Annotated in this window: 6 protein-coding genes; 3 read left to right on the forward strand and 3 right to left on the reverse strand. The window is 75.6% G+C overall.

The annotated features are described in order from the left end of the window. Window positions 1-104 precede the first annotated feature (104 nt). On the reverse strand, window positions 105-1757 hold the full coding sequence (locus WMF20_RS42245) for a sigma 54-interacting transcriptional regulator (protein WP_437607335.1): 1653 nt from the start codon (window positions 1755-1757) through the stop codon (window positions 105-107). Between the two features lie 331 nt (window positions 1758-2088). On the opposite strand from WMF20_RS42245, the gene WMF20_RS42250 reads away from it, so the two are divergent. From WMF20_RS42250 to WMF20_RS42260, 3 genes are all read left to right on the forward strand, one after another. Then, window positions 2089-2745 carry a hypothetical protein gene (locus WMF20_RS42250; RefSeq protein ID WP_437607337.1) on the forward strand — a complete coding sequence of 219 codons (657 nt, stop codon included), beginning with the start codon at window positions 2089-2091 and terminating at the stop codon, window positions 2743-2745. After that, on the forward strand, window positions 2717-5968 hold the full coding sequence (locus WMF20_RS42255) for a protein kinase domain-containing protein (protein WP_437607338.1): 3252 nt from the start codon (window positions 2717-2719) through the stop codon (window positions 5966-5968). Before WMF20_RS42250 ends, WMF20_RS42255 begins: the two co-directional genes overlap by 29 nt. A 323-nt stretch (window positions 5969-6291) precedes the next feature. Continuing rightward, on the forward strand, window positions 6292-6630 hold the full coding sequence (locus WMF20_RS42260; protein WP_437607340.1) for a WD40 repeat domain-containing protein: 339 nt from the start codon (window positions 6292-6294) through the stop codon (window positions 6628-6630). 7 nt (window positions 6631-6637) lie between these two features. Here the strand turns inward: WMF20_RS42260 and WMF20_RS42265 are convergent, their stop codons facing one another. Both WMF20_RS42265 and WMF20_RS42270 read right to left on the reverse strand, forming a co-directional pair. Beyond that, window positions 6638-8407, reverse strand: coding sequence for a transposase (locus tag WMF20_RS42265; RefSeq protein ID WP_437607342.1), 1770 nt, complete (start codon window positions 8405-8407; stop codon window positions 6638-6640). A 94-nt stretch (window positions 8408-8501) separates the two neighbouring features. Beyond that, window positions 8502-12971 carry a CHAT domain-containing protein gene (locus WMF20_RS42270; protein WP_437607344.1) on the reverse strand — a complete coding sequence of 1490 codons (4470 nt, stop codon included), beginning with the start codon at window positions 12969-12971 and terminating at the stop codon, window positions 8502-8504. Window positions 12972-13432 lie beyond the last annotated feature (461 nt).

Here is a 13432-nt window from a genome sequence, read left to right on the forward strand (position 1 = left end):
CGGCGACGCTTGAAGGCTTCGATGGGCCCACGCCGTCGATCGGCTCGAGTAGCCGTCGGCTCTCCGCGAGCTTCATCGGACGCAGATCCCTGTGGCGCAACCGTTCAGCCCAGGCCGAGCTCGCGCACGCGCCGGAGCAACGCCCGCTCCGAGACCTCGAGCCGCTCGGCCATGCGGGCGACGTCTCCACGGCACTCGCCGTGGCAGCGCACGATCTCCTCCGGCGTGACGTCGCCCGCGGTCCGGAACCGGGGATGGCGCTCGATCAGCAAGTACATCGACGCCCTCGACACGCCGAGCCGCTCGGCGGCGGCGGCGAGATCGAAGCGGCTCGCGCGCAGCGCCTCGCCGAGCTCTTGCTCGGTCACCTCGGCGGGGCGGCGGCGGCTCGCTCGAGCGGGCGCCGTCGTGGCGGCGCGCCGCGCGGGCGGGGGCGCCTCCACCGGCGCAGCCGCCTCGACCACCGGCGCAGCCGCCTCCGCCGGCGGCGGGGCCGCGCCGGTCAGCGGCGGCGGGCGCACGCTCGAGCCCGCGGTCGGCGGGGCGTGGGCGCCCGGCGGCGCCGGACGCGAGAGGAGCCGCTCGACCGCGGGCGTGACCTCGGCACGATCGCGGCCGCGGTTGCCGACCACGAGCTGGCGCACGACATTGCGGAGCTGGCGCACGTTGCCGGGCCAATCGTACGCGGCCAGGCGGGCCACCACGGACGAGGGCAGCCACGACCTGCCGCCTCCCGGCGACGGCGCGAGCCGGTGCTCCTCACCGAGCTCCGCGAGCTCCTCGCGGAGGAAACGCGCGAAGAGCCGCCCGAAATCGTCGCGGCGCGCGCGCAGCGGCGGGGTCCAGATCTCATAGGCGCTCAGACGGTTGAGCAGCGGCGCGCGGAAGGCGCCGGCCGACACCTTCGCCTCGAGGTCCGCGTCGGTCGCGGCGATGACGCGCACGTCGGTCTTCCGGATCTCCTGCGCGCCGACGGGCTGCACCTCGCCGGTCTCGAGCGCCCGCAGCAGCGCGACCTGGAGCTCGATCGGCGCCTCGCCGATCTCGTCGAGGAAAAGCGTGCCGCCGCGCGCCTGCTCGAAGTAGCCCGGCTGGCGCCGGACCGAGCCCGTGTAGGCCCCCCGCTCCGCGCCGAACAGCTCGGCGACGGCGAGCGAGGGGGAGATCGCGCCGAGGTTGACCGCCACGAACGGCCCGTTGCTCCGCCGGCTCGAGCGGTGCAGCGCCCTCGCCACGAGCTCCTTGCCGCTGCCTGTCTCGCCCCGCAGCAGCACGGGCAGCTCCAGATCCGCCACGCTGCGGATCTCCCAGAGCATCCGCCGGATGCTGTCGCTCTCGCCAGTGATCTCCCGCGGCTCGCCCGCGCCCGTGCCTGGCGAAGAGCCGAGGACGTCCGCCAGCGACGCCACCTCGTGGAGCAGCAGCACGACGCGCCGGCCGAGCTCGAGGACGACCCCCCGCTGGAGCTCGGCCGTGGAGATGGCGAGCGCGCCGCTCGCGCGCTCGCCCTGGACGCTGACGGCCGTACCGCTGTCGCTGAGGTCCAGCGTGAGCCCGCCGTCCGGATCCGACGAGAGGCGCAGCGGCCGCCGGCTCAGGTGCTCGTCGCCGAGCGGCGCACCCCGCGCCTCGCCCGGCGGCGCGAAGTCGGGCGTGTCACGCGACAGGAGGATCTCGCCGCCCGCGACGAAGCGAGACAGCACGGCGCGATCGCCGACCCGCTCGAGGCACGGGTGGTAGAGGACTGTGAGCGCCACCGCCTCGGCGCCCGTCGGGCTGCGCGAGGTGTCTCCCCCCACCAGCGTCGTGCTCGCGGTGCTTCTGTTGAAGGCGGACGGCGCCTGCCGATCGCGTCGCGAGCTTCCAGGCGCCATACACCATCGATGGTAGGCCGCGCAGCGAGCGCGGCGCAAGACGGCCAGCCCATGGCTCCCGATGGCGCGTGCATTGCTTGCGATGGGGCTGCGGAGAGGGCGACCGGCGCAGCGCGCAGCCTGCCGAGATCGGCGCGGCGTGGCCGCGCGAGGCGGCGAAGTCGGTTCATGCGCCCTCGAGCGCCCTGATGCGGTACACGAAGAGGAGAGAGAGATGATCACGACGGGACATCTGGAGTCGGGTGCGGTGGCGGTGGTGGCCAGGGGGACCGGCGAGTCGCTCGGCTTCGCTTACACGGTGTCGAGCCAGGGAGGACAGCAGCAGCGCTGGCTGCTCTACCGCGATCCGCAGAACGCGTTCGACATCAAGCCGCCTCCGGCATCCATGGTGTCGTGGTCGCTCGCCGACTGGAAGGCGAAGGTGCCCGCGCTCTGGCGGCCCGGCTCGCTCTACGTGTGGGCGCAGGCGGACGTGGTTCGCCACGGCGAGGTCCGCGGTGGCGTGGAGTGGACCAAGATCCCGCCGGAGTCGATGCTGCCGAAGCCGAGGTTCTTCGGCGGCATGGACGACGACTTCCAGCTCGATCCGGGCGGCGGGAAGGCGATCGACGTGCTCCAGGGGGCGGCCCGCGGGCTCGCCTACTCGCACCGCGGCGTGCTGGATCAGTCCAGCGTCGAGTACTGGGTGCTGCCCGCGGACTTCAGCCCCGCCGGAAGAAACGCGCTCCTCGGGATCGCCCCGGGGAGCGAGAAGGCGGCGTCGCTCCCGCAGTTCATCGAGGTCGCCAACCGCGCGTGGGGGCCTGGCAGCGCCCTCGTGATCACGGGCTGCACCAACTATCGTGGGGACCGCGCGCCGGCCGCGCCCTGAGCCGCGCGACGCGGGGCCTCGCGAGGGCGGCGGCCCCGGGCCGCCGCCGGTCGACGAGGGAGCGTCCGCGCGGGCCACCTTGACGGTCGACGAGACGACCGGCGGGCGATCCCTCGGCGAGCTGCGGACGGCGCGCGCCTCGGAGCCGCAGCAGGTGGCGGAGGCGGCCGGCGGGGAGGCGCAACCAGGGCGGCTGATCGCGGACCGCTACCAGCTCGTCGAGCGGCTCGGCGAGGGCGCGCACGGCGAGGTCTGGGCCGCCGAGGACATCGTGGTCCGATCCCGCGTGGCGCTGAAATGGATGCGCGGCGCGAGCGGCGCCGGCCTCGCGCGCGTCCGGCGCGAGATCACGACGCTGCGCATGCTCCGTGTGCCCGGCGTGGTCCGGCTGTTCGACGACGGCATCGAGGACGGCCGGCCCTTCCTGGTGATGGAGCGCGTGGAGGGGCGTCCCTTCCCCGGCTGCGCGGCGCAGGGGGAGGGCGCCGCGCCGCGGTTCGCGTGGGAGGCGATCGCCGGCGCGACGCTCGCCCTCCTGGAGGTGCTGGCGCGCGTGCACGCCGCCGGGATCGTGCACCGCGACCTCAAGCCCGACAACATCCTCGTGGGCGAGGGCGCGCGCCCGACGGTGCTCGACTTCGGGGTCTCGCACTGGGGCGACCCCGGTGGCGACCGGCTGACCCGGGCCGGCCAGATCCTCGGCACGCCGCTCTACCTCGCGCCCGAGCAGATCCTCGGCCGCGCCGTCGATGCGCGCACCGACCTCTACGCCGTCGGCGTGATGCTCCACGAGGCGATCGTCGGGCAGGCGCCGCACGAGGCGGAGGACGTCCAGGGCCTGCTGCGCGCCCGCCTCGCGACGCCGGCGCCGCCCGTACGCGAGCTCGCCCCCGAGCTGCCCGACGTCGTGGCGGAGGTGATCGATCGGCTGCTCGCGACGCGCAGCGAGGATCGCTTCCGCTCGGCGGCCGAGGTGCTCTCGGCGCTCCGGGGAGAGCCCGCGGCCAGTCGCGCCGCGCCGTCGCTGCCGCGGCTCGGCGGCGACGGGCCCGTGGCGGCCGTGATCGCGGCAGCGCGCGCAGGGCGCTCGGTCGACGTGGTGGGCGCGGCCGGCTCGGGGCGCTCGCGCTGCCTCGCCGACGCGGCCGCGGCGCTCGAGCGGGAAGGGGGGACGGTGCTGTGGGTGAGGCCGGCGCGCGCGCCGCTCGCCAGCCTGCAGCCGCTCGTGAGCACGCGCGAGGACCAGGCGGGGCTCCACCTCGCGGAGATGATCGCCTGGGTCGAGGGCCAGCTCCGCGCCGCGCTCGGCGCCGGCGCCGTCGTGCTCGCGGACGACGCGCCCTCGATCGACCCCTGGTCCGCCGAGATCCTCGGCCGCTGCCGCGCGGGCCCGGGGACCGTCGTCCGGGCGCTCCCGGCGGCGCCCGCCAGCGCGCCGCCCGGGGACGTCGTGCGCCTCGATCCGCTCGATCCAGCGGCGCTCCTGCCGCTCTTCGCGGGCCCGGACCGGCTGCTGCACCTGCGCGAGGACGGGGCGCGCGCGCTCTGGGATCGGACCGAGGGGCTGCCGGCGCGCATCGACGCGGAGGTGACGCTCTGGACGCGGCTCGGCCTGGCCCGCTGGGACGGCGGCGCGCTCGCGATCGATCGCGACGCGCTCGACCGGCTGGACGCGGATCTGCCGGGCGCCGCGCCCGCGGCGCACCTCGGGGAGCCTCACCTGGAGCCGCTCTCGGGGTGGCTCGCGCTCGCGGGTCACCACCTCACGCTCGCGCAGCTCGCGCGGGTCATGGGGCAGCCGCTCTGGCGCGTCGAAGGCGAGTGCGAGGCGCTCCTGTCGCGCGGCGCGGCGCGGCGCCTGCCCGGCGGGCGCGTGGCGCTGCGCGGGCAGCTCGACGTCCCGTGGGCGCCGGCGCGCCGCGCGCTCGCCCACCGCGCGATCGCGGAGGCGCTCGCGCCCGCGCAGGAGGGGCGGCTCTTCCACCTGATCGCGGCGGACGAGGGGCGGCGCGCCGCGCGCGAGGCGGCGGCGCTCGCGCGGCGCCGCGCCGCCGAGGGGCAGCTCGGGGCCGCGGCCGGGGCGCTCGCCGAGGGGCTGCGCGCCGCGCGCCAGCACGGCCCGCAGCCGCTCCTCGACGAGGAGATCGGGCTGCTCGAGGCGTGGGTGGAGGTGGCGTTCGCGGAAGGGACGCCGCACGCGCTGGATCGGGCGCTGTACGAGCTGACGCGCGCCCGCGCGCCGCGCGCCGCCGTCGCGAGCCTCGACGCGCTCGTGCGGGCCGGCATCGCGATGCGGGGCGCGAGCGCGCTCCGGGCGTTCGAGCTCGCGGACGGCATCCCGGAGCTCGAGCCGGCCGCGCTGGAGCGCTGGCGGCAGCGGGTGCGGATCATCGCGGCGGCGGTGCGCTCGGCGCCGTCGCTGCTGGAGGAGGTGCTCGACGACATCGAGGCGTGGGCCTCGCGGACGGGCGAGCCGCTGTCGCTGCTCTGCCTCGCCGAGGGCACGGCGCGCCTGCGCTACCTGCAGGGCAGGTTCGACGAGGCGGCGGCGATCCACGCCGAGGCGGCGGCGCGGGATCCGTGGCTGACGGGCCGCATCGTCGCCACGCTGAACTCCGCCGCCGCGCTGCTCGAGGCGTTCCGCCACCGCGAGGCGGAGGGGCGGGCGGCGGCGGCGCGCGACCTCGCGTCCCGCTGCCGGCACCCGGCGTGGGAGGCGCGCGCCGAGTGGCTGGTCCGCGCGGCGCGCTACCGGAGGGGCGAGGCGAGCGCGCCGGACCTGGAGCTGGTCGAGGCCGTGGGCAGGCTGGGCGTCGACGAGGTGGAGGCGCTCGTGTGCCTGAACGAGGCCGCCGTGGCGCTCTGGGCGGGGTCGACCCGCGCCGCCGTGGAGCTCTCGGAGCGGTCGGCGCGCGCGTGGAAGGAGCTGGATCGGCCGTGGGGAGCGCTGCTCGCGCGGTGCCTGTCGCTCGGCTGCGGGGCGGCGCCGCGCGACGGCGAGGTGAGCGCGCTCGTGGAGCGGGCGCTCCGGTGCCCGGTGCCGGGGATCGGCCTCCAGGCGCTGGGGCTCCTCGGGCGGGCGTACCCGGAAGCCCGCCGCGCCCTGCGCGACAGCGTGGACCGGCTCGCGGCCGGGATCCCGCGGGAGCGCTGGTCGCAGCGGATGGACGTGCTGTCGGTCGAGGAAGCGATCCGCGACGTGGTCGAGCACGGAGCCGGCTGAGGTGCGTCCACGCCACATCGCCGGCTGATTCGCAACCCGCGGGCCATGGCGCCTCGCCGTGAGCCCTCGGCTGCACGGGCGCGGCGCGCGTCGCGAGGCAGGCACCGGCGCGACAGGCGGCGCTGACGCGACAGGCGGCCGCCGGCGCGACAGCGAGCTGCTGACGCGTCATCCGGGGCCGCTGGCGCGTCAGCGAGCTGCTGACGCGCCGGCGGCCTTGCGCTGGTCGGCGCCGTCGGCCTCGGCGCATCGCGCTCCGGATCTGCCGCGGGCACGGTCGTCGCTCAGCGCGAGACCGGCCGCGCTGTCAGCGCATCATCACCGTGTCGGACGATGGCACCGCGCGGGTGTGGAGCGCGAGCGGCGCCGGCGAGCCCGTCGTGCTCGATGGACACAGGGACCGCATCACCTCGGCGGCGTGGAGCCCGGATGGCCAGCGCATCGTCACCGCGTCGCACGACGGCACCGTGCGCGTCTGGCGGGGGATCTCCGCCCCCGTCCTCCAGGAGCTCCTCCGCGGGGCGACCTCCGACTGCCTCTCTCCAGAGCTGCGCACGACGTACCTCGGCGAGACGGACGCGGAGGCCCAGCAGCGCCACGACGCGTGCGAGCGCTCCCAGGGCCGGGAGCCGCCGCTCCGCTCCGCCGGGGAGCGTCGCTGAGCTTCTCTCAGCGGTCCGTCGTCGATCCGTCGAGCTTCGCCACCGCGGCGCGCCCGGCCTCCACGAACACGTCGACCCACCGCCGCAGCTCCGCCTCGGTCACCCCGTGGCGCGCGGCGATCGCGCGCGCGTCCTCGTCGCGCCGCAGCACCTCGAGCACCGCCTCCGCCCTGCGCGCAGGATCGCGCGCAACGGCGGGCGGCTCGCCCGGGGCCAGATCCGGCAGGAAGCCGACCACATCGGCGATCCGCACCTTGCTCGCGTCGTCCCGGCTCGGCGCGATCCCGGGCGGGCGCCTGGCGATCGGCAGCCGCGCCGCCGGGTCGCCGAGCAGCACGTAGGCGCAGAGATCCTGCCGCTGCATCCACAGGCCCGCCCGCCGGGCCCGCCGGGGCTCGTCCTCGGCGTCGGTGTCGACCGCGAGCCCGAGCCGCGCGCCCTCGTCGTAGAGCGTGGAGAGCTCGGTGCTGACCGTCCGGAAGAAGCGGGCGAGCTGGTGGTGCGCCACGCCGAGCCGATGGCCGTTCGCGAGCGCCCGCAGCACGCCCTGGAAGCGCTCGGGGCGCGCGCTGGCGCCGCCGCCCTCGGCGTGGACGCCGCCCGGGCCGTGATCGAGGAAGCTCCACGTCCACGCGAGGTCCACGTGCCCGATGACGCCGAGCGGACCGTCGGGGTTCGCGAGCGCGGCCTGGGGCAGCGCGGCGGCGAAGGGCGGCTCGCCCCCCTTGGGCAGCGCGGTGAGGACACGCTCGGCGGAGCTCGACCACCCGAGCTTGTGGAGCCGATCGAGCCACGGATAATACGCGCTCTGTGCGGGCGTGCCGGCGCCGAAGCAGGCGAAGAAGAGCCAGGCGCCGCCGGGCAGGAAGGGGCGGCCCGCGACGTCGCTCGCCGTGAGGAGCTCGCCGGAGGCGCCGAGCACCATTGCCCCCTGGCGGGCGTGCTGGTCCACGAGCGAGCGCCAGCCCGCACGCGGCGCGCCGGCGCCGTGGCTCAGCGAGAACAGGACGCCGGCGTGGCTCCGCTCGGCCTCGCGGAGCGCCGCCGCGGCGTGCGCCATGAGGTCGCCGCCCACCCCCGGCGGCTCGTCGCCGCCGATCTCGACGATCTCGGCCGCGGGGAACAGGCCGCGCCGCGCGTGCCGCCGGGCGGTCTCGATGCTGGGCCGCATCAGGTGGTCGTACCCGAGGGAGGTCGCCCGCGAGCCGTCGCGCACCGCGTGGAACAGCGCGCGAGCGCCCTCGATGGGCGGCGCTCGCTCCCAGCGGAGCACCTTGTCGACATAGGCCTCGTAGCCGCCGTCGTCCTCGAAGGCGAGCCGCCCGACGCAGGCGTCGGCGCCGAGCTGCTGCTGCAGATCCCACGAGACGAGCTCGGGGCCACCGAGCACGAGCACGAAGCCGGGGAGATCCTCGACGCGGCGGCCGACGGCGTCCCAGTACTCGCCCTGGAGCCACGAGGTCACGGCGCCGAGGTCCATGCCGGGATCGACGCGGTAGACGACGGCCTCGGCGCCCTGCTCCTCCTCGCGCCTCTTCCGGAGCGGCGCGACGCACCGGAGCAGCCGATCCCCGGCCGGGCCCTTCGGCGCGACGATGCCCCACCGCTGATCGGGCAGCGAGTCCGACAGCCCCTCGGGGCGCGCGAGGTGCTTGTGCTTGTTCCTGGGCGGCGCGACGGCGGCCGCCGAGGCCTCCTCGGCGGCGCTCCGCGGCAACCCTTCGCCGAGGACGGGCGCGTGGTCATCGGCATGGGCGAGGAAGAGGTGTAGGTCCATGGGCAGCTCGTCGGGCCTTCGTTCTCTACGCAGGATCGGGACATCGACGCGGGTATGCAAGCCGCTCGCCCGAGGATCGCGCCGCCACGCCCGCTCACCCCGGCGCGCTCGGCCGAAGATCGACCCGGTCCACGAAGTGCACGCCGCCGAGTCCGTCCACCGCGACGAGCGTCCGCCCGTCCGGCGTGATCGCGCAGCCGAAGAGCGGCGCATGCGTCTCCAGGACCGCCACGAGCCGCCGCGCGGCCAGATCCCAGACGCGCAGGGAGCAATCGAGCGACGTCGAGGCGGCGAAGCAGCCATCCGGCGATATCGCCACCCCCATCACGATGTCGGTATGTCCCACGAACGTGTGGACGCACGCGCCGGTCGACAGGTCCCACTGTCGAACGGTCTTGTCGGCCGAGGCAGAGAGGGCGAACCGCCCGTCGGGCGTCACCGCCACCTTGTGCACATAGTCGGTGTGGCCACGGAGCGCCCGCACGGCCTGTCCGATCGACAGGTCCCACACGAGGACGTTCCCGTCGATCGAGGCAGAGAGGGCCAGTCGCCCGTCGGGCGTCACCGCCACGCCGTGCACGTTGCTGCCGTGGCCCGTCATCGTTCGCACGGCCTGTCCGGTCGACAGGTCCCACACCTTGACCGTCTTGTCGTGCGAGGCGGAGAGGGCCAATCGCCCATCAGGCGTCACCGCCACGTCGGCGACCAGCCCCTCATGGCCCTTCATCACGCATAAGGGCTTCCCGGTCGACAGGTCCCACACCGCGAGGGTATAGTCGACCGAGCCCGACAGGGCGAATCGCCCATCGGGCGCCACCGTCACGCAGTAGAAGGACCCGAGACGCCTGTGCGTGAGCGTTCGCGCGACCTGCCCGGTCGCGAGATCCCATACCTTGAGCCCGTCGTCGCGCCACCGCGCAGCGTCGCTCAACGGCGCGGCGGAGAGGGCGAACCGCCCGTCGGGCGTCACCGCCACGCCGCGCGCCCCCCCGCTGTGGCCTGCGGGCGCGGCGGCGACCTCCTCGCTTGCGAGATCCCACACCTTGAGCGTGATGTCGGCCGACGCGGAGAGGGCGAACCGCCCGTCGGGCGTCACCGCCATGCCGTGCACATGCCCGCTGTGCCCCAGGTACGTGCGAGCCGCCTGTCCTGAACGCAGGTCCCACCGCCGCACGGTGCCATCCTTGGATGCAGAGAGGGCGAATCGCCCGTCGGGCGTCACCGCGACCGCTATCACCGGCCCGGTGTGGCCTTCGAGCAGGTGCGTCACCTGCCCGGTCGACAGGTCCCACCCCCGGACGACGCCGTCGCTCGCGCCGGAGATGGCGAATCGCCCGTCGGGCGTCACCGCCACGCAGGTCGCCCCGTGCGCCTCGAGCGTCCGCACGAGGTGCCCTGTCGCCAGCTCGTAGACGTACAGGAACCCTGCTGCCACGATGGCGAAGCGCCCATCGGGCGTCGCCGAGAGCCCGTGAATCCAGGGGTGCGAGACCTCGATCGTGCGGGCCACCTGCCCGGTCGAGAGATCCCACATCTGCAGGCGTCTGTCGCTCCCGCCGGAGATGGCGAGTCGCCCATCAGGCGTCACCGCCAGCCCCACGCCCGTCCTGAAGTGGGGGCTGCCTGCGAGGGTGTGGAGGATCTGCCCGGTCGAGAGATCCCATACCTTCAGGATGCCGTCCTCGGACGCCGAGACGACGCGCCGGCCGTCGGGCGTCACCGCCACACGGACAACCCACGCGGCGTGACCTTCGAGGGTGCGGAGCGCCTGTCCGGACCCGAGATCCCAGACCTTCAACGTCCTGTCGCGCGAGGCGGAGACGGCGAGTCGCCCGTCGGGCGTCACCGCGACGGCGCTCGCGATGTCGGTGTGCCCCTCCAGCGTGCGCACGAGCGCCGGCGACTCGCGGCTCGTGCGGAACCGCTCACGCAGGAACGGGAAACCCTGCTTTTCGAGCTCCGTCTCCGCGCGCCTCCGCGCCTCCTCGAGCCCCAGCTCAAAGCACCGGTTGCGCAGCTGCTGCAGGAAAAAGCCGGGATTCTGGTCGGGAACCCAGCCGCGGAGGCAATGCGCCTCCCGATCGAGCGGCCGCATCCACGCCGCGAGCCGCCCCGACGCGGGCCCGCCCAGTGCCGCGCCGACCCGCAGGTCGTCCAGCACCGCGTCGATGCCCCGCGCCGCCGCCTGCTCGGGGAGCCGCGCCATGTCACCGAGCGTCGCCTCCATCCGCTCGGCGCACGCCGCGGCGAACGCCTCCCGCCCCTCGGTCCGCGCCGCCGCGAACTCCCGCACCAGCGGGTGCACGCGGAAGGTGCCGGCCGTGAGCTCCTCGATGAGCGACAGGTGATGCAGCGCCTTGAGCGCCCTCGTGAGCGGCGCGGGCCTGCCCCGCTGCGCCCGCTCCGAGAGACCCGTCAGCAGCGACAGCCGCGCTCGCGGGATCGCCGCTGCCTCGCCGAGCAGCGCGGCCGTCTGGAGCGTCGCCCGCGCCTCCGGCTCGGAGAGCGCGTCCCACTGGAGCGCCAGCGTCGCCCCCACCCCGGCCGTGTGGCGCGTGGCGAGGTGCCTGGCCTCCACCTCCGCGTCGTCGACCGTGAGCAGCGCGCCTTCGGTCCGGATCCGCTCGAGGTAATCCGCCGGCGCGATGTCGTCGTACTTGCCGAGGTACGCGGCGGCCAGCGCCAGCGCCAGCGGCAGGCGGCCGAGCGCCTGGCAGATCACGCGCGCGGTCGCCCGCTCTTCAGGACCGCCGGCCTCGGGCGCCGGTGCGCGCCGCCTCGCGCTCAGCAGGAGCTCCACCGCCGCCTCCTCGGGCAGCACGCCGACCTCGACGACGCGGTAGCTGTCGTCGCGCCGCCGCGTCGTGAACATCACCGCGCAACCGAGGTTGCTGGGCACGAAGCCCGCCTTCGCGTCGCTGTCCAGGTCGCGCGGCTCCTCGACATTGTCGAACACCACGAGCGCCCGCGGCCGGCTCCCCAGAGCCGCCTGGAAGGCCGCGACGAGCCGCATCTGCTGCTCCGACGCGGCGCCCTCGCCGGCGCTCTGCCCCATCGCGACCGCGAGCTTCGCGATCTCCGCGCGGATGTCGCCGCCCGCCGCGTTGATCCAGTAGATCCCGCCCGGGTAGCGCTCGCGAAAGGCGTGGGCGTACTCGACGGCGAGCTGCGTCTTGCCCGCGCCGCCCATGCCGGTGAGCATCACCGGCCGCGCGCTCCGGGCGTCGCCCTCCTGAAGCAGCCGGTGGAGCTGCGCGAGCTCGGCGTTCCGGCCCACGAAACCCGGGTTGCGCGGGAACGGGACGAAGAACGGCGCCTCGCCGCGCGGCCTGTCCGGCGCGGAATCCTCCACCGCCGCGCGGCTGAAGGGGTAGCTCGCCACGACCGGCCGCCACGCGGGCGAGCCGTCCTCGGCGCGCACCTGCTCCGTGCTCCGGGCGTAGAGCTGCAGGGCGTACGCGTCCTCGGAGCGGGGCCCCAGCGCGTCGCCGGCGTCGCCCGGCGTCGCCCGGCCGTTCGGGCTGTGGAGCGCCGCGCGCACACGGAGCAGCGCGCGCTCCAGCGAGAGGCCCTCGGCGAGGAGGGCGTCATACAGCACCCGCGTCAGGCGGAGCGAGCCATCGGTGCTGAGCGGGTAGCGCGACCCGACCACCGCCGGGATGCCCATCCGGTGGAGCGCCTGCGCGACGCTGCCGAGGAACAGCCCGTTCGGATCGCCGCCGCCGCTGTGGCAGGCGCAGAGGACGACGAGCCGCAGGCGATCGCGGCGAGGCTCGAGCAGCCGGGCGAGCCGGTAGCCGTCGATCGCGCCGCGCGCGACGCCGGAGTCGCTGTCGTCATTCCAGTCGAGCGCGCCGCTCCTGCCTCCGCCGGCGTCGTGCAGCGTGCCGTGGCAGAGGAGGTGGAGCACGGTGGGCGTGTCCGCGGCGAGCGCGTCCTCGAGGGCGCGCTCGCCCACGTCCGGCACGACCTCGAGCCGCACCCTGGGCCGGCGCGACCGGGCGATAGCGGCCTCTAGCGCCGCGCGGTGCTCGGCCGCCGGCACCCAGCCCCCGGCGGTCGACCAGGCGAAGAGCAGCCGCGCCGGCGCTGCCTCGCCGCGCCCGGCGTCCAGAGACAGCGGCAGCGGCGGCAGCCCGGGCCACTCGTAGCGCACCTGTAGCTGGCCCAGGTCGGCCAGGTGCTCTCCGCTCGCGGGCACGGTCGTGAGCTCCCAGGGCAAGACGTAGAGCTCGGCTGCCGAGGAGCGCACGGTGAGCAGGGCTGGACCGTCGTCCTCGTCCGTCGCGCCGACGCGATGCAGCGCCTCGGGGATCTGCCAGCGGAGCTTCACGAGCAGATCGCGCAGCACCGCGCCCACCCGCATGCGGGCCTCGGCGTCGCCCGCGTCGCGCGCGAGCCGCCCGAGAAGCTGGACGAGATCCTGGCTCCAGGGCAGCTCCGCCTCGGCGACCGGCCGATCTCCCTCGACGCGGAGATAGACCTGCGGCTCGAACCTGAGCGCCTCCGGTTGGGTGGCGCGCTCGCGACGGTGGAAGGTGAGATCGAAGAGGGCGGGCGGCATGGAGCATCGCGGCGCCAGTGCACCGCGGCGACTTCAACCCTATCAGGACGCCGCCGTGAGAGGCAGCACCTCGACGCCACGCGCGCGGGCACGCCAGGCGCGGTTTCGCCGTTCAGGGCGCAGCCGGGCGCCCGGTCCCCGTGCTATTTGCCGCACGCGGTGATCGCGAAGCGGCACCCCCTGAGGTAAACCGATCTTCGATCGGGGCGTGTCCGCACATGAGGGGCCACGATCGCGGCTCCTGCTCCCGGCGTGCCGTCGCGGGGCGCCTGCGCTCCCCTCCCCCGGCGCCTCGGGATCGAGCGGCGGCGAGCGCCGGAGCGACCTGACCGCGCGCATGACGCGTGGGCGCGTCGATTGGCGCGTCGATTGGCGCGTCAGGCGCCCGGCTGGCGCGCGCCCGGGCGCCGTTCTCTTCGATCACGGCGCGGCGCGATCGCGGCGGCGTGGCGCGTCACCGC

Origin of the sequence: Sorangium sp. So ce834 (assembly GCF_051521425.1) — a bacterium.
GTDB classification, from domain to species: domain Bacteria; phylum Myxococcota_A; class Polyangia; order Polyangiales; family Polyangiaceae; genus Sorangium; species Sorangium cellulosum_D.

Excerpts from the sequence above, each read along its gene's own strand:
- WMF20_RS42250 (WP_437607337.1), top strand. The coding sequence starts at position 2,089 with ATGATCACGACGGGACATCTGGAGTCGGGTGCGGTGGCGGTGGTGGCC.
- WMF20_RS42265 (WP_437607342.1), bottom strand. The coding sequence starts at position 8,407 with ATGGACCTACACCTCTTCCTCGCCCATGCCGATGACCACGCGCCCGTC.
- WMF20_RS42270 (WP_437607344.1), bottom strand. The coding sequence starts at position 12,971 with ATGCCGCCCGCCCTCTTCGATCTCACCTTCCACCGTCGCGAGCGCGCC.